Genomic DNA, 23199 nt, shown 5'->3' on the forward strand with positions numbered 1-23199 from the left:
CTCAAGGCTTGCAAACACCCGAATTGGCCTGTACTTGCACGCGCTCATGGTGCGCGTCCGGCGAAATGGCATGCCGAGTCGCGCGTATAACCATCCGATCACTCGAATAAGGAGATGGAAATGCCAAAGATGAAGACAAAGTCGAGCGCTAAAAAGCGTTTCAAAATGACCGCCACTGGCAAGGTCAAAGCGGGTCAAGCCGGCAAACGCCACGGCATGATCAAGCGTACAACGAAATTTATCCGTGACGCACGTGGGACAACCACGCTCTCCGCACCCGATGCGAAGATCGTGAAATCCTATATGCCGTACAACCGTTAATAGGGAGACACAGATATGTCCCGCACCAAAGGTGGTACCGTCACCCACGCCCGTCACCGCAAAGTCATCAAAGCCGCAAAAGGCTATTATGGCGCGCGTTCGCGTAACTTCCGCACCGCCACACAGGCTGTCGACAAGGCCAACCAATACGCCACACGCGACCGTAAAGTCCGTAAGCGTAACTTCCGCGCCTTGTGGATTCAGCGGATCAACGCAGCTGTGCGTAGCCACGACGAGTCCCTGACATATTCCAAATTCATCAACGGCCTGTCCTTGGCTGGCATCGAAGTGGACCGTAAAGTCCTCGCCGATCTCGCCATCCACGAGCCGGATGCATTTGGGGCCATCGTCAATCAGGCGAAGGCCGCGCTCGCGTAAGCTCACTCCCTATTGGAGTTGAATTATTTAGGAAGCCGCGGACCTTAGGGTCTCGCGGCTTCTTGTCTTTTGGGCCTCCCGTGATACCAAGCGGGGAATAAAGCGTTCCGCCATAAACCTGTTTCACGGGTTTATGGCGGAACGCCCACAACATTGATATGTCTGGCAGCGTCACGCCTTTCCCCTGTCTCAGGTTAAAGGCGTGACGCTTTAGGAAACAGAGGGTTCGGGATGGACGATCTGAAAAACAAATACCTCACCGCCATTCTGACGGCGGGGGACGAAGCCACGCTCGAAGACATTCGCCTTCAGGCCGTTGGCAAAAAGGGCGAAGTCGCTCTCAAGATGCGTGAACTGGGCAAAATGACCCCGGAAGAGCGCCAAGAGATGGGGCCGAAACTCAACGCTTTGAAAGACGAGATCAACTCGGCGCTTGCCGCCAAAAAGGTTGCGCTCGAAGACGCCGCTTTGGATGCGCGTTTGGCCGAGGAATGGTTGGACGTGACATTGCCGTCGCGCGCCCGCCGGCAAGGCACCCTGCACCCGATTTCGCGCGTTTCCGAGGAAATCTACGCCATCTTTGCCGATCTTGGCTTTGCCGTCGCAGAGGGCCCACAGATCGAAGACGATTGGCACAATTTCGACGCGCTCAACATCGCGCCGCATCACCCCGCGCGCCAAGAGCATGACACGTTTTACATGCACCGTGCCGAGGGGGATGATCGCCCGAACCACGTCTTGCGCACCCACACCAGCCCGGTGCAAATCCGTTCGATGATCGACCAGGGCGCGCCGATCCGCATCATCGCGCCGGGTCGGGTGTATCGCTCGGACTATGACCAAACCCATACGCCGATGTTCCACCAAGTCGAAGGCATGGCCATCGACAAGGACATCTCCATGGCGAACCTGAAATGGGTGTTGGAAGAATTCTACACCGCATTTTTCGGCACCAAGGTCAAAACCCGTTTCCGCGCCTCGCATTTCCCCTTCACGGAACCCTCCGCCGAAGTCGATGTGCAATGCCGCTGGGAAAACGGGTCTGTCACCGTGGGCGAGGGCGACGATTGGCTCGAAGTCTTGGGCTCCGGCATGATGCACCCGAACGTGTTGCAAGCCGGTGGGATCGACCCGAAAGAATGGCAAGGCTTCGCTTTTGGCATGGGCATCGACCGCTTGGCGATGCTGAAATACGGCATCCCCGATTTGCGGGCGTTTTTTGACTCAGACCTGCGCTGGTTGCGTCACTATGGGTTCAGTCCGCTGGGGGTTCCGACGCTGGCTGGGGGGATTCACGGGTGAGTGATACTTTCAACTATGTTGGCGTGAAGTTTGGCATGGCAGGCGAATACCCCCAATTTCTGGCTGCTGAGCTTGAAAAAGTGCGCGCGCAAGGACAGAAAATGTGCTTGGCAGTTGTCGCAGTGCTTTCTGGAGCTGCGACAGTTGTTAGCTGGCTTATTTCACTAGAAAAACCAGCTAGGGCTGGCATCATTTCAATGGTTTCAGAGGCGTCAATTGGGACACTGCCATTGTTGTTGTGGGTGTTGCTTAGCCTTGTTGCAGGTTTTTGTTGTCTATTTTACTTGGTCTTTGCTTTGCTACTCGCCTTTTCCGCGAACCCTATATTCGCACCAATTGAGAAGCGTGGGTGCTTTCCTCCTCGTTGGCTCCGCAAACTGGATGAAGCAAAATTCTCAGAATCTTCTCCGGACACATGGAAGACAAACTTGGAAAACATTCTGCAAAAAAGACTGGCTCTTCGAGATGCCGCGGACTTTATAGCGTACATGCTGTTAGGGACGTGTGGTGCCTTGGCGATTTTCGTCATTCTACAGGCGTGGAAGTGGGTATAAGAGGCTAAGATGAGATTCACACTCTCCGGGCTCAAAGAGCATCTGGATACCGCCGCGAGCCTCGACAGTATCCTTAACACGCTGGCCATCCGAGCTTCTAAGGCGAAAGACCCGAAAAAATGACCGACCATAACGACAACATGGAAGACCTCCAAGTCACCTATCCGGGGGCGGGGACGTTTAAATTGGCCGACACGAAAGGCCGGGTTGAGCATCTCAACAGGTTGGTCGCGGCCAAACAAAAAACCGCCACTTGCCTGCCGTGGTCGGAGTTTGAGAACGACCAAGGTGCCCTGCCGCAAAAGGGCCGGTGCGACATCATCGCCAACTGGGACGGCAGCCCCGCCATGGTCGTGCGCACGCTCACCGTTGAAAAGATCAAGTTCCGCCACGTGACGCCTCAACTGGCCCTGGCCGAGGGCGAGGACAAGGACATCGAGGCCTGGCGTAAACGCACCGCCAAGGCCTTTGGCACGAAAGGCGTGTTGGACCGCGACACGTTATTGGTGTTTGAAACATTTGAACTGGTCGAGGATTTGAGCGTCCGCTGACGCCCCCTCCCATCGCAGGACACGCCCGCCAAAAGACAGCAGGCAAAGGAGATGACGACATGAAATTCACCCTCTCTTGGCTCAAAGAGCATCTGGAAACGGACGCCTCCCTTGATGACATCCTCTATGCGCTCACCGATTTGGGGCTTGAGGTCGAAGGCGTTGAAAACCCCCGCGATGCGTTGAAGGGGTTTAAATTGGTCAAGGTCCAAGAGGCCGAGCCACACCCGGACGCCGACAAGTTGCGCGTGTGCAAGGTCGAGACCGATGAGGGCATGACCCAGATTGTGTGCGGCGCGCCGAACGCGCGGGCGGGGATCACCGCAGTGCTCGCCAAACCAGGCATGTATATCCCCGGCCTCGACATCACCATTTCGGTTGGCAAAATTCGCGGCGTCGTAAGCCACGGCATGATGGCCTCGATGCGCGAGCTGAACCTGGGCGAAGATCACGATGGGATCATCGAGTTGGAAGGCGGCGAGATCGGCATGGAATTCGCGGATTATCTGGCCCAGACCGATCCGTCGAAAGTCGATCCGGTGATCGAGATTGCGATCACGCCGAACCGCCCCGACGCGCTTGGCGTGCATGGCATCGCCCGCGATCTGGCCGCACGGGGTCTTGGCACGTTGAAGCCGCTCAAGGTTGAGACCGTCGAGTCCACATTCGCCAATCCGATCTCGGTTGAGATCACGGAGGCGGCCAAGGATGGCTGTTACCTCTTTGGCGGACGCTATATTCGCGGCGTGAAGAACGGCCCCTCGCCGATGTGGTTGCAGGACCGTTTGACCGCCATCGGTCTGCGTCCGATTTCCATTCTGGTCGATGTAACCAACTTCTTCACCTATGACCGCAACCGCCCGCTGCACGTGTTTGACGCGGCAACGGTCAAAGACGGTTTGGTGATTGATCGCGCCAAAGGCGGCGAGGAATTGTTGGCCTTGGATGAGAAGACCTACACAATGCCCGAGGGCGCGATGTGTATTTTCTCAGGCGGCAAAGTCGAGAGCATCGGCGGCATCATGGGGGGCGAAGAGACCGGATGTTCCGACGACACCGTGGATGTGTTTGTCGAAGCCGCGGTGTGGAACACGCTCGACATCGCCAAGGCGGGACGTGCGTTGAAAGTCAATTCGGACGCGCGCTATCGCAACGAACGTGGCATTGATCCGGCCTACAATATGCAGGCCTTGGATGATGCCACCGCGATGATCCTTGCGCTTTGTGGCGGTGAGGCCTCTGACGTGGTGATGGCCGGTGCCGTGCCTGATGTGTCTCGCGCTTATCGCCTTGATACCGACCGGGTGCAGAGCCTTGTTGGCATGGACATCGCCCCCGCGCGTCAGGTTGCCATTTTGGAAAGCCTCGGCTTTGTCATGGATGGCGATATGGCGCAGGTGCCAAGCTGGCGTCCCGACGTATTGGGCGAGGCCGATTTGGTCGAAGAGGTGGCGCGTGTTGAAAGCCTCACCCACCTTGCGCCGAAGGCCATGACCCGGCCCGCAGGCGTCGCCAAACCGATCCTGACGCCGATGCAGGTCCGCGAAAGTGCCGCGCGCCATCAAGCGGCGGCCTTGGGGTATAACGAATGCGTCACCTATTCTTTCGTGGACGAAAAATCTGCCAAACTCTTTGGCGGTGGGACGGATGCAGTGAAATTGGAAAACCCGATTTCCTCCGAGATGAGCCACATGCGCCCCGATCTTTTGATCGGTCTGTTGCAAGCCGCTGCACGGAATCAGGCGCGTGGCTTTGCCGATCTGTCACTGTTTGAATGCGGCCCTGCCTTTCATGGCGGTGAGCCGGGCGAACAGCATTTGCAAGTGGCGGGGCTTTTGGTCGGGGCCTCTGGTCCAAAAGACGTCCATGGCGCACGCCGGGTGATGGATCTTTATGATGCGAAAGCCGATGCCGAGGCGGTTTTGGCCGCCATCGGTGCGCCCGCAAAGGCGCAAATCCTGCGCGACACCTCGCCGTGGTTCCACCCTGGTCGGTCGGGCAAAATCTGCCTCGGTCCGAAAAAGGTCTTGGCGCAGTTTGGTGAATTGCACCCGAAAGTGCTCAAGGAAATGGGCGTCAAAGGCACGGCAATGGCCTTTACCGTCTATCTGGAAGAGGCACCTTTGCCGCGTGGCAGCAAAGTGGCGCGCTCGGCGTTTTTCACCAATGACCTGCAAGCGGTCGAACGCGATTTCGCCTTTGTCGTCGATAAATCCGTCAACGCGTTGGATTTGGTCAATGCGGCCGCAGGCGTCGACAAAGTGCTGATCGAAGAGGTCCGCGTGTTTGACGAATTCATCGGTGGCTCTTTGGGCGAAGACAAAAAATCGCTGGCGATCACTGTGCGCCTTCAGCCTGTGGATGCGACGTTGAAAGACAAAGATCTCGAAGAGATTTCGGCCAAGATCGTTGCGAAAGTCGAAAAGGCCACCGGCGGCGCGTTGCGCGGCTGATCGGTCTTGAAATGTGAGGAAAGCGGCGTCTATTCGGCGCCGTTTTTCAATTCGACTATCGCGTAGGGCACGTCGATGGTTTTCACGTCCTCGAACCGATAAGGCAGGGTGGCGCTGTGTTGTATCACCTTGGCGATCGCGTCTGGTTTGATGCCGTGCTCGGCCAAAACCGCCTCAGACCGCGCGACCATGTCGCCACCGACAAGCACCACCGCAACCGTGCCCGGCGCGGGGACGCGGTTGGGCAGCGGGGCGAGGGCTTGCCAGTCTGGGCGGTGATATTTCAGGTTGCCGGCGAAGTAGTAATTGCCACTGATCACTGCGACAGGACCCCCGGGCAGGTCTGCGGCAATGGCCTGGGCCAGGACATCCACCCGCATCGAATCTGATCCGGCACCGCGCAGCCTTGTGTCGGCCATGGCGGCCAAGATCAGGACGGCCAAGGCGGCACAAACGCCCAAAATCGCGCGTTTCGTGCGCGGGCCGAGGCTTTGTGTGACCCAGATCATCAGACCGATGGAAAGTGGCACCAACATCGGCAACAGCCAACGCGGTTGAACATCGGTGACGCCAAATCCAACAACGGCTACTGCGCCCAATCCCAACCCGATCATCCCGGCCCGCATCAACCAAAGCGCCATAGGCATCGCGGGACCAAAGCGCAGAGCGGCGCGGCCTTGCGCCAAACGCGCGCCAATGAGGACCATAAGCAACAATGCCAGCGCCGCGAGCGTTTGAACGCCGTATTCGACCAGCCCCGCAAGCCATGTGGGCAGGGTCTCATATTTCGGCGGATAGTAGAATTTATAGGCCGAGGCCATGGTTTGATCCGAATGCAGGACCATCCACGCCATCGGTGCGATGAGGATCAGGGCTGCGACAAGCCCCGATTGCCAAAGGGTGCGCCACATTAGTCGAGCCCTGATCTCTGGCACAGTGAGGGCAGATAGGAACAGCGTCAGAGGGAAGAGCCAAAAGTTAAACTTGGCGAGCCCGCCTAAGCCTAGAGCCAGACCAAGCGCGATAGGGTGCCACGGCTTTGGCACCTCTGTCTGACGTGCCATCACCCAAAAAGTTGCGGCCATCGTGGCCAGCATGGCGATGCTATGCGATCCGGCGCGCTGCCCTTCCCAAGATACATTGGGCAAAAGCAACAGCGCAAGCGTGCCAAGCACCGCCGTTTGACACGGGAGAACCCGCCGCAAACCATCAAAAAACAGCGCATAGGTGATAAAGAGCAAGAGGTTTTTGGCCGCGGCGACGGCGAATGTATTGGCCCCAAACAGCGCAAACGCACCGGCTTGAATCCAATTATAAAGCGGCGCTTGTGGCCCGTAACCCAAGTGGACCTCTTGCGCCATGACGAACATTTCGGCCTCATCGACCTCGAACGACCCGCCCAGGACCGTTCGAAGTACAGTGTGGGCCGCGAAATAGGCAGCGATGATCCAAATGAAGAGCCGATCTTGCCGCATGGGTCCTCTGTCTCAGCGCCTGAAGGTGCGCCGGTTACTCCGGCCGCGCCGGGATGTTTTTCGCCCGATCAACCGCAGGACGGGCATAAAAGCGGGCGACATAGGCGGGCACGTTTTTCAAATCGTTATAGCCTGTCACCTCTTTTGCGCCATAGAAATCAAGCGCATTCAGCCAGGGCGCGATGGCCATATCGGCAATCGAATAGTCTCCCACAATCCAATCACGCCCCTCAAGCTGCGCGTCCACTACCGCCAAAAGGCGCTTGGCCTCACCGATGTAACGCTCGCGGGCGGTTGGGTCCTCCATCTTGGCGCCTGCGAATTTGTAGAAAAATCCAAGCTGGCCGAACATGGGGCCGATACCGCCCATTTGGAACATCAGCCATTGGATCGTCTCATAGCGCGTCTTTGGGTCTTTGGAGAGGAATTTGCCAGATTTTTCAGCCAGATAAATCAGGATTGCTCCAGATTCAAATAATTCGATTTGTGCCCCATTCGGGCCGTTCGGATCAATGATGGCGGGGATTTTGTTGTTTGGGTTGAGCGCCAAAAATTCGGGACTTTTGACATCCGCATCGGCCAGGGTGACCAAATGCGGCTCATAGGCCAGCCCCATTTCCTCAAGCGCGATGGAGATTTTGACTCCGTTTGGTGTGGGAAACGAATAGAGCTGAATTTTTTCAGGCTCGGTTGCGGGCCAGCGGGCGGAAATCGGGTGATTGACAGTCTGGGTCATCGAGGCTCCTGCGGTGAAGGGCTGGTTAATCTCCCCTAAGGTATTGCTGGAATGCCGAAAGAAAACCATTAAAGGATGTGCGTCAATGTGCTACGCAATGTGCGTCACTGCGTCGTTTGGACACGGCGGAATTGGTAAGAACGGGGACAGAGAATGTTCAAAGAATTTAAAGATTTCATCGCCAAAGGCAACGTCATGGACATGGCGGTTGGTATTATCGTTGGTGCCGCCTTTACTGCGATCGTCAGTTCCATGGTCGCCGACCTGATCAATCCGTTCATCGGGCTGTTCACCGGCGGTTTGGATTTCACCAACAACTATCTGGTGCTGTCCGGCGAGGTGCCCGCGGGCGCGTCTTTGGACGCGGCACGCGAAGCGGGTGCGGCGGTGTTTGCTTATGGGTCATTCCTCATGGCGGTCATCAATTTCCTGATCATTGCCTTCGTGGTGTTCATGTTGGTGCGCTACGTCAACAAACTCAAAGCCGCAGCCTTGCCTCCGAAAGAGGTTACCCCGGCCGCTCCGGCAGGCCCGTCCGAGCTCGATATTCTGATCGAAATTCGCGATTCTTTGAAAAAGTAACAACCCGAGTGCTCGCAAGGCATGGAAGACATCAAAAAGGCCCGTTGGATCGCACCAACGGGCCTTTTCGCGTGATGCTATAAGGCATCACGCCTCGGGGACACATCTTTCATACGCAACAGGCGGCCATATCCGTCGCGGCTTGCCGAAAAAAATAAACTGTGGGAGATTGGGACGAATTATCTGGAAAAACCGGGAGAGGCTGCCGATATGATCAAAATTGACGAAACGGATCGGCGGATTTTACGAATTTTACAGCGCAAGGGACGCATTTCAAACGCCGATCTTGCGCAAGAGGCGAATGTGTCCAGCTCCGCCTGTCATCGTCGGGTGCAGCGGCTTGAAGCCGAAGGGCTGATCCGCGACTATGTGGCACTTTTGGACCCACGCCACTTGGATCGTCGCTCCACTGTTTTTGTCGAGGTCACGCTCACCAGCCAAGCCGACGATATTTTGCACGCTTTTGAAAAGGCGGTGCGCAATGTGCCTGACGTTTTGGAGTGTCACCTGATGGCGGGCAAGGCGGATTATATCCTCAAAGTCGTCGCCGCCGACACCGATCACTTTGCCCAAATTCACCGCCGCCTCGTCGCGCTGCCCGGCGTGCAAACCATGCAATCGTCTTTCGCCATGCGCACCGTGTTCAAAACCACGGCTTTACCTGTCTAAAGGTCTGGGTTTGGCGATTGACCGACCCTGTGGTAAGTCTACGACCTGTCGCATTTGGGAGGAGGCGGCATCATGGCACGCATAAACCACGCAGAACACGTCATTTCTACCGTCGAATCGGGGTCCGTTGGCACGCGTTTGACGGCCAGTTGGCGGCGGTCTCTGAAAAAGCATGGGCTTGATCCCGAACGCCCGGTGACGCCGCGACGGTTCTCAGAGGCGGAAATCTCGGAGCGTCGTGAGCGGCTTGGCGGTTTTATGAATCTTGCCTCGCCAAAACTCGACCAACTGTTTCAAATGGTAGGTAACACCGGCTGTTCGGTGATGATGACAGATCGGGACGGGGTGGTTTTGGATCAGCGCTCCAAAGATGCTGATTCTGACACGTTTCAATCCTGGGGGCTTTGGACCGGGGCCGATTGGTCGGAGGAATCCGAGGGCACCAATGGCATCGGCACCTGTATCGCCGAGGCGCGTCAGATCACGATCCACCGCGACGAACATTTTCTAAGCCGCAACACGGTGATGTCCTGCATGGATGCGCCGATTTTTGGCCCCGATGGCGAATTGATTGCCGCCCTTGATGTGTCGTCCTGCCGCGCCGATCAGACCGAAGCCTATGCGCGGTTGATTTCCAATGTTGTGGCCCAAACCGCCAAGCAAATAGAAACAGATGCCTTCCGCGCCGCGTTCCCGAAAGCCCGGATCATCACCGCCCCTGAAGATCGCCCGGATGGGGCGGTGCTTTTGGCGGTGGATCATGACGATTTGATCATCGGTGCCACCCGTGCGGCGCGCCGTGCGTTTGGACTGGGGCAGGGGGCGCATATCGTGCCCACACCGGCGTCGGATATTCTGGGGCGGGATAGCACCGTGTCTGCCTTGGAGCGGGCCGAGCGAGCGGCGTTGAAACGGGCGATTGCGCGGGCGGGTGGCAATGTGTCTGCGGCGGCGCGTGAACTTGGAATCGGTCGTGCCACGCTCTATCGCCGGATGAAACGGCTCGGGATTGGCGAGAACGGTGAAAACTGATCCGTACCTGTCTCACCCCTGAGACATTGCCGCGCTGCGGCGTGGGAAACAGGGGGTGACCGCAGCTTAAGGTCGCGTTCACACTCTCTTCATATGTTGGCGTGGGAGACGTCAACACCCTGAGGAGGAAAACAATGAACGTTCAAGCTGACGCGAGCGCACAGTACGCATCGCCTTTCAAAGCCCGTTATGACAACTTTATCGGTGGTAAATTTACCCCGCCTGTCCACGGCAAATATTTCGACAACACCACGCCGATCACCGGCCAGAAAGTGTGTGAAGTGGCCCGCTCTGACGCGGCCGATGTCGAGTTGGCCCTGGATGCCGCTCATGCCGCCAAAGACGCATGGGGCCAGACCAGCGCCACGGAGCGCGCCAACATCCTGTTGAAAATCGCCGACCGGATCGAAGAGCACCTCGAAGCCATCGCAACGGCAGAAACCTGGGACAACGGTAAGCCGATCCGTGAAACCATGGCTGCCGATATTCCGCTTTCCGCCGACCACTTCCGCTACTTTGCGGGTGTTCTGCGCGGCCAGGAAGGTTCCATGTCGGAAATCGACTCGGACACCATCGCCTATCACTTCCATGAGCCTCTGGGCGTTGTCGGCCAGATCATTCCGTGGAACTTCTCCATCCTGATGGCCGCTTGGAAAATCGCGCCTGCTCTGGCCGCTGGCAACTGTATCGTGCTGAAACCGGCAGAACAGACCCCGGCTGCGATCATGGTGTTCATGGAACTCATCGCCGATCTTCTGCCGGCTGGCACGCTCAACATCGTCAACGGCTATGGTGCCGAAGTCGGTGCGCCGCTTGCGCGCTCGCCGCGCATTGCTAAAATCGCTTTCACCGGTTCGACCGCAACCGGCCGGATGATCATGCAATATGCCACCGAGAACCTGATCCCGGTGACCTTGGAGTTGGGTGGCAAATCGCCGAACATCTTCTTCTCCGATGTGATGCGCGAAGATGACGCCTTCCTCGACAAAGCTGTCGAAGGCTTTGTTCTCTTTGCCTTCAACCAAGGCGAAGTCTGCACCTGCCCGTCGCGTGCTTTGATCCAGGAAGACATCTACGAAGAGTTCATCGAACGGTGTATTGCTCGTGTGAAAGCCATCAAACAAGGCGATCCGCGCGACATCAACACCATGGTTGGGGCTCAGGCGTCTGCCGAGCAGCAGGAAAAAATCCTGTCCTACCTGACCATCGGTCGCGAAGAAGGTGCCGAAGTTCTTGTCGGCGGCGATGCTGCGCGCTTTGGTGGCGATCTCAAAGACGGCTATTACATCCAGCCGACCATCCTCAAAGGCCACAACAAAATGCGTGTGTTCCAAGAGGAAATCTTTGGCCCGGTCGTCTCCGTGACCACCTTTAAAACCGAAGAAGAAGCGCTTCAAATCGCCAATGACACGATGTACGGCCTCGGCGCTGGCGTCTGGTCGCGTGACATGAACACCTGCTACCGCTTCGGTCGTCACATTCAGGCCGGTCGTGTTTGGGTGAACAACTACCACGCTTACCCGGCGCACGCTGCATTCGGTGGCTACAAACAGTCCGGCGTCGGACGTGAAAACCACAAGATGATGCTCGACCATTACCAGCAAACCAAAAACATGCTGGTGTCTTACAACCCGAACAAACTCGGGTTCTTCTGAGCTCCTCCCCGTGGGGGCACGTTATGCGTGTCCCCTTACTCTACAGGGCGTGGCTTTGGCTGCGCCCTGTCCCCGTTTTGGCGTTTTGTTTTGGAGGGTCCGATGATCCCTGATCGTGTGATTGCTACCCCTGCCGCGCGGGCTTTGCTGGCCGATATCGTCACGGACTATGGTCCGGTGATGTTTGTACAATCGGGCGGCTGTTGCGATGGCTCATCGCCGATGTGTTACAAGAAGGGCGACTATTTGATTGGGCTGCGCGATGTGAAGCTGGGCGAAATTGAGGGGGCCGAGGTTTGGGTCTCCGAGTCTCTGTTTGAAATTTGGCGCTACAGTCAGATGGTTCTGGATGCAGCCCCCGGCCATGGTGCGGGATTTTCGCTCGACACCGGGCGTGGCCAATGCTTTCTGTCGCGATCGCGCCTGTTTAGCGATGACGAAGCGGCGGCTTTGGCACTCTGACCTTTGCCGGTCTCGGTTGCTCCCGTTGAATAAAAACAAACCCCCGGAGCTTGCGCCACGGGGGTCGTATTTTTATGTCCCTTCATCCTTGCGGACAAGGGCCGCTCGAAACGTCGAGCCTCTCGGGGCCTGACGGCTTAAAGAGACATACCTTCGCGCTGAGCTTTTTTACGAGCCAGCTTACGGGCACGGCGGATGGCCTCGGCCTTCTCGCGCGCTTTCTTCACGGACGGCTTTTCGAAATGTTGCTTCAGCTTCATTTCACGAAAAACGCCTTCACGTTGAAGTTTTTTCTTCAGAGCCCGGAGGGCCTGATCGACGTTGTTATCACGAACGCTAACCTGCATGTGGTGTCACCACCTTCCTAGTTAGATTTGCATGAATTGCAGGAAGTGGCCATATAGCAAAGTCACCCTAGCTTGTCTACTATGCTCGTAAGCCGCAAAAGGACGTATCAGATGACAACAACCGCTTATCCCGATCCGACTCGTGAAAAACTGCTCGATGCCGCCCTTGTTCATGTGGTGTTTGATGGTTGGGGGCCTGAGACGTTTAAAGCGGCGATTGCTGATTCGGGTGTGTCCGAAGGTTTGGCGCGCGTCGCCGCCCCGCGTGGCTCCGTCGATCTGGCCAGTGCTTATCACAAACGCGGCGACCGCGAGATGGTCAAGGCGCTCGCGGAAACCGATCTCTCAACCATGCGTTTCACTGACCGCGTCACCCATGCCGTATGGCTGCGGTTGCAAACGGTGGATCGCGAATTGGTGCGCCGTGGCATGTCGCTGTTCTCTCTGCCTCTGCATGCGCCTGAGGGCACGAAATTGGTCTGGGAAACAGCGGATGCCATTTGGACCGCGCTGGGCGACACCTCGCGCGATGTGAATTGGTACACCAAACGCGTGACTTTGTCGGGTGTGTTTGCCTCGACCGTGCTGTTCTGGCTCGGCGATGACAGCGAAGGCTTTACCGACACCCGCGCCTTCCTCGACCGGCGCATCGAGGATGTGATGAAGATTGAAAAGACCAAGGCTACGGTACGCGACAACAAGGCGCTGTCGGCGCTGTTTGCCGTGCCGAACGCGCTGTTTGGTATGATCAAAGCCCCCGCGGGCGCGGGCCGCACAGATGTCCCCGGAACCCAACAGAGCACGCAAGGAGCGACTGAATGACCCCGCCGACCACCCTGCCCACCACCATGCGTGCGATTGAGATTTCCGCGCCGGGCGGCCCCGAAGCTCTGACGCTTTGTGAACGCCCGGTGCCGACGCCCAAAGCCGACGAGATCGTGATCAAACTGGCCTATGCCGGGGTCAACCGTCCCGACGCTTTGCAACGCGCGGGGCTTTATAATCCGCCGCCGGGCGCGTCCGATTTGCCCGGTCTTGAGGGCGCGGGTGAAGTTGTGGCAGTGGGCGCGGCGGTGTCTGAGTGGCGGATCGGCGATCAGGTGTGCGCACTGTTGCCCGGCGGTGGCTATGCCGATTATGTGGCCACCCCGGCGGCCCATGCTCTGCCCGTGCCCAGAGGCCTCTCGTTGAAAGAAGCCGCCTGTTTGCCGGAGACGTTTTTCACCGTCTGGAGCAATGTGTTCATGCGCGGGGCATTACAGGCGGGGGAGCGGTTTTTGGTCCATGGCGGCTCGTCCGGCATTGGCACCACGGCCATCCAACTGGCCCGCGCTTTCGGGGCACGGGTGTTTGCCACGGCAGGCTCCGCCGAGAAATGCAAAGCCTGTGAAGGATTGGGGGCGGAACGGGCGATCAACTACCGCGATGAGGATTTTGTCGAGGTTCTGAAAGCCGAGGGCGGGGCCAATCTGATCCTCGACATGGTTGGCGGCGATTACATCCCGCGCAATGTGCGTGCGCTCGCCATGGAGGGTCGCTTGGTCAACATCGCCTTCTTGCAAGGCTCAAAGGCTGAGCTGAATTTTGCTCAGGTGATGATGCGGCGGCTGACACTGACCGGCTCAACGCTGCGCCCGCAATCGGATGCGGCCAAGGCCAAAATCGCCGAAGCTCTGTTGGCGAAAGTCTGGCCGTTGATCGAAGCCGGGCAGGTTGGTCCGGTGATGCATTCCGAATTCGCGCTTGCGGAGGCAAGCCGTGCCCATGCCTTGATGGAAACCAACGCCCATATCGGCAAGATCGTATTGGCGCTCTGAATATTTTGACCTGCAATGGAGGGTTTTGCGCCTTCATTGCAGGTCAAATACTCACTCTATCGCCTCAAACAACGCGTCATCCAAGGTGCAATCGCGGATCACATCCGCGCCGCATCTGCGTGGTTCCAAATCCTTGGTCAGGCAAATGCGCACCTCTTGGATACGGCTGGCTTTGCAGGTCACGGTGATCTCGTTTTTGTCCAATCCGGCGTTCTCTTTCATAAACGCGTCCTCGATCAAAGCGGCGGGGAGTTTGACGTCCTTGGTCAGTTTGCGAAACACTTCTGGGCGGGTGATTTTTGCGTAAGCGTCGCGTGCGGTGGCAAGGTAATCCGATGCCGAAAGCCCTGCACAGCGCCCGTGTTTCTTCCATTGATACCACGCTGCACCATCGGTCCCCATAATGTCCTCCATCGCCGCAGTTTCGCGTTTCGACGGGTCGCGCGCGGTGGTGTTGCAATAGGAGGGGTAGCCCTGTTCGTACTGCGGCCAAAGCCCATGCAGCACCCATCCCAGATCACGATCACATTGCGGCGAATTGCGTGCCTCACCCTCAAGAGTACACCATGTCGGGGACCAAGACAGAGACAACACATAATAGTCGAAATCCCCGGCCCGCTCGCCCTCTGCCATCGCAGGCGGTGCGATGAGCAACACCAAGCCCAGCAAGGCACTCACGATCCGTTTACGCATTTTCTCTTCCCTCTTTTCTCGATCCGCAGTATACAGCCGCCAAGTTCCCCGACAACGTGAACCGTCCCGGCCTCCGGGAAAGCCCTTTCAGGCGACGGAGAAGTTGTATTCGGGCAAGACCTATTTATGGAGTGTGTCCTATGGCAAAACCGATCATGGCGAAAGCCACCGCTGTCTGGCTGGTCGATAACACCACGCTGAGCTTTAAACAAATCGCCGATTTCTGCGGCCTGCATGAGCTTGAAGTTCAAGGCATTGCCGATGGCGATGTGGCGGCTGGCGTGCGTGGCTTTGACCCGGTGGCCAACAATCAGTTGACTGCAGAGGAAATCAAAGCGGCCGAAGAAAACCCGATGGCGCGCCTGTCGTTGAAATACAATGCCGCCGCTCAAGGCGAAGAAAAACGCCGTGGCCCGCGCTACACGCCACTGTCTAAACGTCAGGACCGCCCGAATTCGATCCTTTGGTTGGTGAAATTTCACCCGGAATTGGCCGATAGTCAGATCGCCAAACTGGTGGGCACCACCAAACCGACGATCCAATCCATCCGCGAGCGCACCCATTGGAACATCGCCAACATGCAGCCGATTGATCCGGTTGCTTTGGGTCTGTGTAAGCAATCCGAGCTGGACACAGCCGTGCAAAAAGCCGCCCAGAAACGCGCCGCCAATGGCGAAGCGATGACCGATGACGAGCGCCGCAAACTGCTGTCCACGGAACAATCCTTGGGTATGGATGCAGAGCCGAAAATGCCGTCTTCGATCTCCGGGCTTGAGACCTTTTCCTTTGGTCGTGACCATGAAGAGGAAAAAGAAGAGGCCCTGCCAGATGCGGACAGCTTCTTTAACCTGCCCGATCACGGCGATGAGGACGAAGACGACGACAAGTAAGTGTCTGACATCCAGTCGAAAAAGAAAGCCCAGGCCGGTCGGTCTGGGTTTTTTCGTGTTTGGTCGAGGTGTGGATTTAGACGGATTTACGCGCTTTCAGCGCCGCGCTGATCGTGCCGTCATCGAGATAATCCAACTCACCGCCAATTGGTACGCCCTGCGCCAAAGACGTCACCGCGCAGCGTCCGGCCAGCTCATCACTGATGTAATGCGCCGTGGTTTGGCCATCGACCGTGGCGTTGAGCGCCAGGATCACCTCATGCACCTGTTCGTCCATCACCCGTTGGATCAGCGCCGGAATGCGCAGGTCTTCTGGCCCGACGGCATCGAGCGCGGACAATGTCCCGCCCAGCACATGATAGCGGCCTTTAAATCCGCCCGCGCGTTCCATCGCCCAAAGGTCCGACACGTCTTCGACCACGCAAATCTCACCTATGGCGCGCTTTTCGGAAGCGCAAATGCCACAGAGATCGCCCGTGCCGATATTGCCACATGTGATGCATTCGCGTGCCGTATCCGCCACCAATTGCATCTGTGTCGCCAAGGGGGACATCAGGCGTCCGCGTTTTTTGATCAGGTGCAACACGGCACGCCGGGCCGAGCGCGGTCCAAGCCCCGGCAAACGCGCCATCAGGTCGATCAGCGCCTCAATATCCTGACGATCCTCACCCACAATCGGTTCAGAACGGCAGTTTGAAATCAGCCGGAAGCCCAAGGCCCTCGGTCAGTTTCTGCATCTCTGTTTCGGCGCGTTGCGACGCTTTCGCTTGCGCATCCTTGATGGCCGCAAGGATCAAATCCTCGACCACTTCTTTTTCGTCGGGGTGGAAAATCGACGGATCAATGTCGAGCCCGACCAACTGGCCCTTGGCGGTCGCGGTGGCTTTCACAAGCCCTGCGCCGCTTTCGCCCATGACGGTCATCTCCGACAATTTTTCCTGAAGCTCCGCCATATCGCTTTGCATTTTCTGGGCTTTTTTCATCATCCCGGCCATATCGCCGAGCCCACCTAGGCCTTTAAGCATGTTGTTCTCCTGATCTCTGACTTGGTCTGATTTGGGGGTGAAGTCTGCGATCGTCAATCGCTTTCAAACGGGTCCCATTCATCCTCAACCTCGGGCAGAGCCTCAAGTTGGGCGGCCTGCATTTTGGTCTCGGGGGTGCGCACCTCGGCGATTTTCGCGCTGGGGAAAAGTTCAAACACTTTGGCGACAATCGGATGGGCTTTGGCTTCGATCTCCAAGGCAATGCGTTCGGCATCTTTGACCTCACGGATCGTGCGCACGCCTTCTGGCGCCTCCGCAATCGTCACGCCCCAGCGGTGGCCGGTAAAGGCAAACAGGCGGCTTTGCAGGCGTGGGGCCAGATCGGCGGGGGCCTCATCATGGGGCTGAAATTCGATCCGACCGGGCGCGTATTTCGCCAGCCGCACATGGTTTTCCACGTCGATCAAAAGTTTCGCGTCACGGTGCAGGCGGATCAAGTCGACCACATCCTCAAAGCGCGGATATTTCGCCAAAGCGGTGTCCGGGGCCTGCGCCAAAGCGGTGGCGGCACCCGATGCGCCAGCGCCCATCATCGTTGGCCCGTGGGTGGCGTGACCGCCGCCCATTGGACCGCCTTGGGCCGAGACCGAGCCGCCACCGGAGGGCGCGGCCCCGCCGCCGCCAGGGCCACCACTTGGACCAGAAGGTGGGCGCGGCGGTGGGTTTTGCTCGTTAAGTTTGCGCACCAAATCTTCGGGCATCGGCAGGTCGGCGACATGGGTCAGCCGGATGATCGCCATCTCTGAGGCCATCATCGCATTCGGCGCCGCGGAGACTTCTTCGAGGGCTTTCAACAACATCTGCCACATTCGCGACAGCACCCGCATCGGCAATTTCTCCGCCATCGCCAACCCGCGCATCCGTTCGTCCGGGCCGATGGTCGGGTCATCTGCGGCATTGGGTGTGATCTTGATCACCGAAATCCAATGGGTGATTTCGGCCAGATCGCGCAGCACCGCCAAAGGGTCAGCCCCGTCGGCATACTGCCCGCCGATCTCTCCCAAAGCGCCCGCTGCGTCGCCGGCCATGATCATGTCGAACAGATCCAGCACCCGACCGCGATCCGCCAGCCCCAACATGGCGCGGACCTGTTCGACCGTGGTTTCGCCCGCACCATGTGACAGGGCCTGATCCAAAAGCGAGGTCGCATCACGCGCCGAGCCTTCGGCAGCCCGCGTGATCAAAGCCAGCGCTTCGTCGGTGATCTGACCGTTTTCGCCGCCCGCAATTTTGCGCAACAGCGCGATCATCACCTCGGGTTCGATCCGGCGCAGATCAAAGCGCTGACAGCGCGACAGCACCGTCACGGGCACCTTGCGGATTTCGGTGGTGGCAAAGATGAATTTGACGTGGGCGGGCGGTTCTTCGAGCGTCTTGAGCAGGGCGTTGAACGCACTGGTAGAGAGCATGTGAACTTCGTCGATGATGTAGATTTTATATCGCGCAGAGGCGGCGCGGTAATGCACCGAGTCGATGATTTCGCGGATGTCGCCCACGCCCGTGCGCGAGGCGGCGTCCATCTCCATCACATCGACATGACGGCCCTCGGTGATGGCCACGCAATGCTCGCATTGGCCACAGGGTTCGGTCGTCGGCCCACCATTGCCATCCAATCCGATACAGTTCATCCCTTTGGCGATGATCCGCGCGGTGGTGGTTTTGCCGGTGCCGCGAATGCCGGTCATGATAAAGGCTTGGGCGATCCGATCTGCCGCAAAGGCGTTTTTGAGTGTACGCACCATAGCGTCCTGACCGACGAGGTCGGCAAAGGTTTCCGGGCGGTATTTGCGTGCCAGAACCTTATAGCCTGCGTCGGTGTCAGACATGCGTTTTCTCCCAAGTGATCCGTTGCGGCTAAGGTAAGGCTGCGGGGCAAACCCCGCAACCGTGTTTCATGCGATCTTTGCGATTGGGCTCACTCGCCGCGTTTGACGCTTTTGACCTTTTTGGCTTGTTTCACCATTTTGGAGAACTTCCGCCCGCGCCCGCGCGCCTCGGAAATGCTTTCCGAATTGCGGCTGTCCTCTTCCATCAGCTTGCGCCAACGCTCGACCCGTGGCTCATCCAGTTCACCCGTTTCAATTGCCGCACGGATGGCACAGCCGGGTTCGGTGCGATGTTGGCAATCCGAAAATTTGCAGGTCATCGCCAGATCGGTGATGTCCTCAAACAGGGTGCCAATTCCCTCCATCGCATCGTGCAACGCCAATTCGCGCATCCCCGGCGTGTCGATCAACCAGCCGCCAGCGTGCATCCGGTGCATGGAGCGTGCCGTGGTGGTGTGGCGACCTTTGGCATCGTCTTCACGAATGTCGCCGACGTCCAAATCCTCGCCAGTCAGCCCACGCGCGATGGTGGATTTGCCCACCCCTGACGAGCCGACCAGCGCGAGGGTTTGCCCCGTGCCGCAGTAATGCTCCAAACGCGCGATGTCGGCGGGGTCTTTGGCGTTGATCGCCAAAACCTCGGCCTGATCGTAAATCGCCTTGGCTCGGTCCACATAGGCCTCGACCGGGATGTCTTCGGGTTTGTCGGCCTTGGTGATGACGATCACGGGCGTGGCTTCGGCTTCGATCGCAATGGCAAGATAGCGTTCGAGCCGCGCTTCGTTGAAGTCGGTGTTGCACGATGTGGTGATGAACAGCGTGTCGATATTGGCGGCGATCAGTTGCGCGGAGGCGGCAACGCCCGCAGCGCGGCGCGAGATTAGCGTGCGCCGATCCAGCCGCCGGATGATGCGTTCGCCGTCCGAAAGGACAAAGTCGCCCACCGCCATATCGGTGGCGACATGATCTCCGGTCAGAGAAATGTCCAGCCGCTCAAGCCTGGCGGAGAGCGCCACTACGGAGCGACGACGCACTTCGGAGAGGCGCATCGGGGTGAGGGTTTCGAGCTCTTCGATGCTGAGTTGGCTGGTGAAAAACTGGCTCCAGCCGAGGGTTTTCAGGTCTGTAGATGTGGTGTCTTGGGTCATTGGTCTGCCTTGCGTGACACAAAAAGGGCCTCGCGCCGGGTAGGGCGGCGAGGGCATTCGGTCTCGGGCAGTCCGAAAATGGGAAACGCCTTAAACGGCAACAGCCCGAGGGGTGCAAGACAAGACAATCATCAAATTCCTCCTCGGTTGGCGGTTGCGGGCCACGCTTTCAAAGCTGCGACCCGGTGGCGTTAGGTGAGAGGCTGGACAACGACCCAAGCTGGACTCGTTACGGCTGCTTCCTTCCGGATCTGACCGGGTTGGCGAGGCGCTCGCCCGCGCCAACCTCTCAAGGGGTTACATAAGCGTCACAGGGCGGATTCGCAAGAGGGCGGATGACCCTCGCCCTCTTGATGATGTTTTTACCCCTATGGGCATTCCGCCCATTCATCCCTGTGGGCGTTCCGCCCAACCGGCAAAGATTTTCTCCAGCGCGACGACGATGTAATAAAGTACGATCCCCAAAAACGCCAAAGCGATCAGAACCGCGAACATCAGCGGGTAATCGGCGTTGATTTTGCCGCTATCAAACAGGTGGCCAAGGCCGCGCCCATGCGGTTCGACGATCTCCATCAGGTTGGTGCCGATAAAGGCCAGCGTGACCGACACTTTCAACGCGCCGAAAAATTCCGGTAGGGTTTTGGGCAAGGCGATCTTCCAGAAAATCGTCCATTTCGAGGCCCCGAGCGAGCGCAAGATGTCGCGATATTCCGGCTCCAAGGTGGACAGGCCGATGGAGACCGCCACGGAGATCGGAAAGAACGAAATCATGAAGGCGATGAGAATGGTGTTGAAATCATGCTGACCGATGAAAATCAGCGCGATCACCGGGACAACGGTGGCTTTGGGAATGGCGTTGAAGCCGACCAAAAGCGGGTAGAGCGCGTCGCGCATGGTGCGTGAAAAGCCCATAACCATGCCGATCAAGGTGCCGAAAATAACCGCAACGATCAGCCCGACAACGGTGCGCCAGAGCGTTTGCCAACCGTAAATGAGGAACAGGTTCCAATATTTCGCATAGGCGGGGATCAGATCCGAGGGCGAGGCCATTTTGTAATTTGGCCAGTGGTTGAACCAAACGATGAATTCCCAAAACGCCAGAAACGCGATGATGGCGAACGTTGGCGTGGCGACTTTTTTCCAATGTTTCATTGTGCCACCACCTCTGCGCGACCCTGCGCCACTTCGATCTGATGGCGCAGCCGATGCAGAATATCTGTGGCCTCCTGCGTGTAAATCACTTCCAAATCGGTGCGACCCGAAAGTTTTACATTTTCAACATGTTGGGTCGTTGCTGGTCGACCAGAGAGCACAATGACCTCGTCGGCCAAATAGACGCTCTCGCGCAAATCGTGGGTGATCAACACACCGGTGAACGGTTCTTCGGCGCGCAGGCGGTGCATGGTTTGCCACAGGTCTTCACGGGTAAAGGCATCAAGCGCGCCAAAGGGTTCGTCCATGATCAACACGTCGGGTTTGTGGACGATGGAGCGACACAGAGAGGCGCGTTGGCGCATCCCGCCGGAGAGTTCAGAGGGGCGTTTGTCCTCAAATCCATCAAGGCCAACGAGCGCCAAAAGATCGCGGGCGCGGTCTTGTTTTTGGCGTTTGCTCATGCTGTTGGGCACGATTTCGAGCGGCAGTAACACATTGTCCAAAATCGTGCGCCATTCCAAAAGCACCGGGTTTTGAAACGCCATGCCCACGGTCGAGCGCGGCGAGGTAACGCGTTCGCCATGCAGCCAAACCTCGCCCTCATCGGGTTTCATCAGCCCGGCGATCAGGCGTGTCAGCGTGGATTTGCCACAGCCAGACGGGCCAACCACGGCGCAAAAATCGCCTTCCGGCACCGAAATGTTGAGGTTTTCGAGAACGGGCAGCGGGCCGTTTTCGGTTTTGTAGGCATGGGTCACGCCTTTGATGTCTATGAGGTTTGTCATCTGGCTCTCTGCCGTATCTGGGCCGTGTCTGGCTCCCGAATTCAGTCGGGTCTTGCCATAAAAAGCGGGCGCGGCCTTTGAAAAGGTCCCGCACCCGCATCATTCAGTTCAGGCGCTTATTTCAGCATCCGATCCGCCGCGGCGGGCAGATAGGCGTCGGTGAAATAGAGGCTCGCATCTGGTGCGGCCTTGAAGTCATAGACCATGCCGAGCTGCTCCAAAGAGCCTTCAAACCGCGCGTCGTCAATGCCACCAAAGCCGTTGGCCACAACGTAATCGGTCAACACGTTGCCTTCGAGCGCAAGCTCCAAGCGGCGGGTTTCAAGATCGACATCAGAGGCCGGGTTGTATTTCACCATGTTTTCCACGGCGGCTTTCGGATCGACAACCGCGTCTTTCCAACCGGCGACAACCGCGCTCAAAAAGCCTTTGATCGCGTCGGGGTGTTCGGCGGCAAAGTCGGTGTTGACCAAAAGCACGTTGCCATAAAGGCTCACGCCAAAATCGCTCATCATAATGGTCGAAATGTCATCCTCAGGCACGCCAAGACGCACGAGGTTGAGGTAGGATGAAAAGTTAAAGCCGGTGACAGCATCGACTTTGCCTTCGGCCAACATCGGTTCACGGGTTGGGAAACCCACCGGCTCGACGGTGATTTTCGACATGTCGAGATCGTTTTCGGCGGCAAAAATCGGGAACTGTGCCCATGCGCCATCGGGCGGCGGTGCGCCCAAAACGTGACCTTCAAGGTCTTTCGGTGCTTCAATACCCAAGGATTTGCGACCCACAACCGAAAACGCCGGGGCGTCATAGATCATCATAATTGCGGTGACGGGCGCGCCGGGGTTTTGATCGAGAAATTTCACCAGGCTGTTGATGTCGGCCATGCCAACGGGATAGGCGCCGGTGGCCACTTTCGGGATCGCGTCAAGCGAGCCCTGACCGGCAGAGATTTCCACCGACAGGTCCTGATCGGCGAAATACCCGGCCTCGATCGCGGTGAAAAACGGGGCGGCGGGGCCTTCGAATTTCCAATCCAGCGCAAAAGGCAGCGCGGTTTCGGCATAGGCAGCGGTTGCGGTCAGCGCAAAGGCTGCCAGAGTTGTAATGGATTTATAGAACATGGATTTCCCTCGTGTCGTTCCAACTCAGTGTGGCGCAGAGGTATTTTGGTCGCGAGGGTAAGGTCCACAATGGTGTATACGATTTATGCGCTGCGCAAAATCACAGCGCATAAATTCACTTATGCTTAAATATTGCGCAAATATGGCGAATCTCGACGTCTGCATGACGTAAGGGCACTCAGAAGTGTGCGACTCGCT

General features: G+C 57.8%; 25 protein-coding genes and 1 other RNA gene. 14 read left to right on the forward strand and 12 right to left on the reverse strand.

The genetic code is table 11. The annotated features are described in order from the left end of the window. Nucleotides 1-120: 120 nt before the first annotated feature. The 6 genes from rpmI to pheT all read left to right on the forward strand — a co-directional run bounded on the left by rpmI (nt 121) and on the right by pheT (nt 5559). The gene (gene rpmI, locus C8029_RS12140) at nt 121-321 is read left to right on the forward strand and encodes a 50S ribosomal protein L35 (protein WP_009572394.1); all 201 of its coding nucleotides are present in this window, start codon (nt 121-123) and stop codon (nt 319-321) included. A gap of 15 nt (nt 322-336) precedes the next feature. Continuing rightward, nucleotides 337-699 carry a 50S ribosomal protein L20 gene (gene rplT, locus C8029_RS12145; RefSeq protein WP_009572395.1) on the forward strand — a complete coding sequence of 121 codons (363 nt, stop codon included), beginning with the start codon at nt 337-339 and terminating at the stop codon, nt 697-699. 231 nt (nt 700-930) lie between these two features. After that, nucleotides 931-2001 (forward strand): phenylalanine--tRNA ligase subunit alpha, encoded by a 1071-nt coding sequence (gene pheS, locus C8029_RS12150; RefSeq protein WP_009572396.1) that lies wholly within the window; start codon nt 931-933, stop codon nt 1999-2001. Next, on the forward strand, nt 1998-2555 hold the full coding sequence (locus C8029_RS12155; RefSeq protein ID WP_009572397.1) for a hypothetical protein: 558 nt from the start codon (nt 1998-2000) through the stop codon (nt 2553-2555). The genes pheS and C8029_RS12155 overlap by 4 nt, the downstream gene beginning before the upstream one ends. A 119-nt stretch (nt 2556-2674) precedes the next feature. Further along, a complete protein-coding gene (locus C8029_RS12160; RefSeq protein WP_009572399.1) occupies nt 2675-3106 on the forward strand; it encodes an ASCH domain-containing protein in 432 nt (143 codons plus the stop codon). A gap of 59 nt (nt 3107-3165) precedes the next feature. Beyond that, the gene (gene pheT, locus C8029_RS12165) at nt 3166-5559 is read left to right on the forward strand and encodes a phenylalanine--tRNA ligase subunit beta (RefSeq protein ID WP_152002974.1); all 2394 of its coding nucleotides are present in this window, start codon (nt 3166-3168) and stop codon (nt 5557-5559) included. A 29-nt stretch (nt 5560-5588) separates the two neighbouring features. Here the strand turns inward: pheT and C8029_RS12170 are convergent, their stop codons facing one another. After that, a complete protein-coding gene (locus C8029_RS12170; RefSeq protein ID WP_152002975.1) occupies nt 5589-7034 on the reverse strand; it encodes an ArnT family glycosyltransferase in 1446 nt (481 codons plus the stop codon). A gap of 34 nt (nt 7035-7068) precedes the next feature. Continuing rightward, a complete protein-coding gene (locus C8029_RS12175; RefSeq protein ID WP_152002976.1) occupies nt 7069-7770 on the reverse strand; it encodes a glutathione S-transferase N-terminal domain-containing protein in 702 nt (233 codons plus the stop codon). Nucleotides 7771-7923: 153 nt separating this feature from the next. Between C8029_RS12175 and mscL the strand changes: the two genes are divergently transcribed. The 5 genes from mscL to C8029_RS12200 all read left to right on the forward strand — a co-directional run bounded on the left by mscL (nt 7924) and on the right by C8029_RS12200 (nt 12170). Then, nucleotides 7924-8352 carry a large conductance mechanosensitive channel protein MscL gene (mscL, locus tag C8029_RS12180; protein WP_152002977.1) on the forward strand — a complete coding sequence of 143 codons (429 nt, stop codon included), beginning with the start codon at nt 7924-7926 and terminating at the stop codon, nt 8350-8352. A 213-nt stretch (nt 8353-8565) separates the two neighbouring features. Then, a complete protein-coding gene (locus tag C8029_RS12185; RefSeq protein WP_040402438.1) occupies nt 8566-9021 on the forward strand; it encodes an Lrp/AsnC family transcriptional regulator in 456 nt (151 codons plus the stop codon). 72 nt (nt 9022-9093) lie between these two features. Beyond that, on the forward strand, nt 9094-10053 hold the full coding sequence (locus C8029_RS12190; protein ID WP_009572405.1) for a GAF domain-containing protein: 960 nt from the start codon (nt 9094-9096) through the stop codon (nt 10051-10053). 134 nt (nt 10054-10187) lie between these two features. Further along, on the forward strand, nt 10188-11708 hold the full coding sequence (adh, locus tag C8029_RS12195; protein WP_009572406.1) for an aldehyde dehydrogenase: 1521 nt from the start codon (nt 10188-10190) through the stop codon (nt 11706-11708). A 102-nt stretch (nt 11709-11810) separates the two neighbouring features. Then, nucleotides 11811-12170 carry a DUF779 domain-containing protein gene (locus C8029_RS12200; protein ID WP_009572407.1) on the forward strand — a complete coding sequence of 120 codons (360 nt, stop codon included), beginning with the start codon at nt 11811-11813 and terminating at the stop codon, nt 12168-12170. A 137-nt stretch (nt 12171-12307) separates the two neighbouring features. On the opposite strand, the gene rpsU is transcribed toward C8029_RS12200, so the two are convergent. Beyond that, nucleotides 12308-12517 carry a 30S ribosomal protein S21 gene (gene rpsU / locus C8029_RS12205; RefSeq protein ID WP_009572408.1) on the reverse strand — a complete coding sequence of 70 codons (210 nt, stop codon included), beginning with the start codon at nt 12515-12517 and terminating at the stop codon, nt 12308-12310. A 111-nt stretch (nt 12518-12628) separates the two neighbouring features. On the opposite strand from rpsU, the gene C8029_RS12210 reads away from it, so the two are divergent. Continuing rightward, on the forward strand, nt 12629-13339 hold the full coding sequence (locus tag C8029_RS12210) for a COQ9 family protein (RefSeq protein ID WP_152002978.1): 711 nt from the start codon (nt 12629-12631) through the stop codon (nt 13337-13339). A gap of 14 nt (nt 13340-13353) precedes the next feature. Continuing rightward, nucleotides 13354-14334, forward strand: coding sequence for an NAD(P)H-quinone oxidoreductase (locus C8029_RS12215; RefSeq protein ID WP_152003001.1), 981 nt, complete (start codon nt 13354-13356; stop codon nt 14332-14334). Nucleotides 14335-14385: 51 nt separating this feature from the next. Here C8029_RS12215 and C8029_RS12220 read toward each other — a convergent pair whose 3' ends face one another. Continuing rightward, complete coding sequence (locus C8029_RS12220; protein ID WP_009572411.1) at nt 14386-15027, reverse strand: ribonuclease T2 family protein; 642 nt, start codon at nt 15025-15027, stop codon at nt 14386-14388. A gap of 140 nt (nt 15028-15167) precedes the next feature. Here C8029_RS12220 and C8029_RS12225 point away from each other — a divergent pair, with 140 nt between their 5' ends. Continuing rightward, nucleotides 15168-15917 (forward strand): DUF1013 domain-containing protein, encoded by a 750-nt coding sequence (locus tag C8029_RS12225; RefSeq protein WP_009572412.1) that lies wholly within the window; start codon nt 15168-15170, stop codon nt 15915-15917. 76 nt (nt 15918-15993) lie between these two features. Here C8029_RS12225 and recR read toward each other — a convergent pair whose 3' ends face one another. The 8 genes from recR to C8029_RS12265 form a co-directional block, all read right to left on the reverse strand. Next, the gene (gene recR / locus C8029_RS12230) at nt 15994-16632 is read right to left on the reverse strand and encodes a recombination mediator RecR (protein WP_009572413.1); all 639 of its coding nucleotides are present in this window, start codon (nt 16630-16632) and stop codon (nt 15994-15996) included. Next, a complete protein-coding gene (locus tag C8029_RS12235) occupies nt 16598-16942 on the reverse strand; it encodes a YbaB/EbfC family nucleoid-associated protein (protein WP_009572414.1) in 345 nt (114 codons plus the stop codon). The genes recR and C8029_RS12235 overlap by 35 nt, the downstream gene beginning before the upstream one ends. Before the next feature lie 53 nt (nt 16943-16995). Further along, complete coding sequence (locus C8029_RS12240; RefSeq protein ID WP_152002979.1) at nt 16996-18789, reverse strand: DNA polymerase III subunit gamma/tau; 1794 nt, start codon at nt 18787-18789, stop codon at nt 16996-16998. A gap of 89 nt (nt 18790-18878) precedes the next feature. Continuing rightward, entirely contained in the window at nt 18879-19937 is a 1059-nt protein-coding gene (rsgA, locus tag C8029_RS12245; protein WP_152002980.1) for a ribosome small subunit-dependent GTPase A, read from the reverse strand. Between the two features lie 193 nt (nt 19938-20130). Beyond that, nucleotides 20131-20229, reverse strand: an RNA gene (ffs, locus tag C8029_RS12250) — signal recognition particle sRNA small type. Between the two features lie 95 nt (nt 20230-20324). Then, on the reverse strand, nt 20325-21089 hold the full coding sequence (locus C8029_RS12255; RefSeq protein ID WP_009572417.1) for an ABC transporter permease: 765 nt from the start codon (nt 21087-21089) through the stop codon (nt 20325-20327). Continuing rightward, the gene (locus C8029_RS12260; RefSeq protein ID WP_152002981.1) at nt 21086-21877 is read right to left on the reverse strand and encodes an ABC transporter ATP-binding protein; all 792 of its coding nucleotides are present in this window, start codon (nt 21875-21877) and stop codon (nt 21086-21088) included. Before C8029_RS12260 ends, C8029_RS12255 begins: the two co-directional genes overlap by 4 nt. A 116-nt stretch (nt 21878-21993) precedes the next feature. Next, a complete protein-coding gene (locus C8029_RS12265) occupies nt 21994-23001 on the reverse strand; it encodes an ABC transporter substrate-binding protein (RefSeq protein WP_009572420.1) in 1008 nt (335 codons plus the stop codon). Between the last annotated feature and the right edge of the window lie 198 nt (nt 23002-23199).

It is taken from the genome of Roseobacter sp. TSBP12 (assembly GCF_009129705.1).
GTDB lineage: Bacteria > Pseudomonadota > Alphaproteobacteria > Rhodobacterales > Rhodobacteraceae > Celeribacter > Celeribacter baekdonensis_A.

Coding starts and splice junctions, on each gene's coding strand:
- C8029_RS12235 (WP_009572414.1), bottom strand. CDS start 16,942: ATGCTTAAAGGCCTAGGTGGGCTCGGCGATATGGCCGGGATGATGAAA.
- C8029_RS12200 (WP_009572407.1), top strand. CDS start 11,811: ATGATCCCTGATCGTGTGATTGCTACCCCTGCCGCGCGGGCTTTGCTG.
- C8029_RS12265 (WP_009572420.1), bottom strand. CDS start 23,001: ATGTTCTATAAATCCATTACAACTCTGGCAGCCTTTGCGCTGACCGCA.
- C8029_RS12225 (WP_009572412.1), top strand. CDS start 15,168: ATGGCAAAACCGATCATGGCGAAAGCCACCGCTGTCTGGCTGGTCGAT.
- rsgA (WP_152002980.1), bottom strand. CDS start 19,937: ATGACCCAAGACACCACATCTACAGACCTGAAAACCCTCGGCTGGAGC.
- rplT (WP_009572395.1), top strand. CDS start 337: ATGTCCCGCACCAAAGGTGGTACCGTCACCCACGCCCGTCACCGCAAA.
- mscL (WP_152002977.1), top strand. CDS start 7,924: ATGTTCAAAGAATTTAAAGATTTCATCGCCAAAGGCAACGTCATGGAC.
- C8029_RS12260 (WP_152002981.1), bottom strand. CDS start 21,877: ATGACAAACCTCATAGACATCAAAGGCGTGACCCATGCCTACAAAACC.
- C8029_RS12170 (WP_152002975.1), bottom strand. CDS start 7,034: ATGCGGCAAGATCGGCTCTTCATTTGGATCATCGCTGCCTATTTCGCG.
- C8029_RS12240 (WP_152002979.1), bottom strand. CDS start 18,789: ATGTCTGACACCGACGCAGGCTATAAGGTTCTGGCACGCAAATACCGC.
- pheT (WP_152002974.1), top strand. CDS start 3,166: ATGAAATTCACCCTCTCTTGGCTCAAAGAGCATCTGGAAACGGACGCC.
- C8029_RS12175 (WP_152002976.1), bottom strand. CDS start 7,770: ATGACCCAGACTGTCAATCACCCGATTTCCGCCCGCTGGCCCGCAACC.
- rpsU (WP_009572408.1), bottom strand. CDS start 12,517: ATGCAGGTTAGCGTTCGTGATAACAACGTCGATCAGGCCCTCCGGGCT.
- C8029_RS12160 (WP_009572399.1), top strand. CDS start 2,675: ATGACCGACCATAACGACAACATGGAAGACCTCCAAGTCACCTATCCG.
- C8029_RS12210 (WP_152002978.1), top strand. CDS start 12,629: ATGACAACAACCGCTTATCCCGATCCGACTCGTGAAAAACTGCTCGAT.
- C8029_RS12255 (WP_009572417.1), bottom strand. CDS start 21,089: ATGAAACATTGGAAAAAAGTCGCCACGCCAACGTTCGCCATCATCGCG.
- pheS (WP_009572396.1), top strand. CDS start 931: ATGGACGATCTGAAAAACAAATACCTCACCGCCATTCTGACGGCGGGG.
- C8029_RS12220 (WP_009572411.1), bottom strand. CDS start 15,027: ATGCGTAAACGGATCGTGAGTGCCTTGCTGGGCTTGGTGTTGCTCATC.
- adh (WP_009572406.1), top strand. CDS start 10,188: ATGAACGTTCAAGCTGACGCGAGCGCACAGTACGCATCGCCTTTCAAA.
- rpmI (WP_009572394.1), top strand. CDS start 121: ATGCCAAAGATGAAGACAAAGTCGAGCGCTAAAAAGCGTTTCAAAATG.
- C8029_RS12190 (WP_009572405.1), top strand. CDS start 9,094: ATGGCACGCATAAACCACGCAGAACACGTCATTTCTACCGTCGAATCG.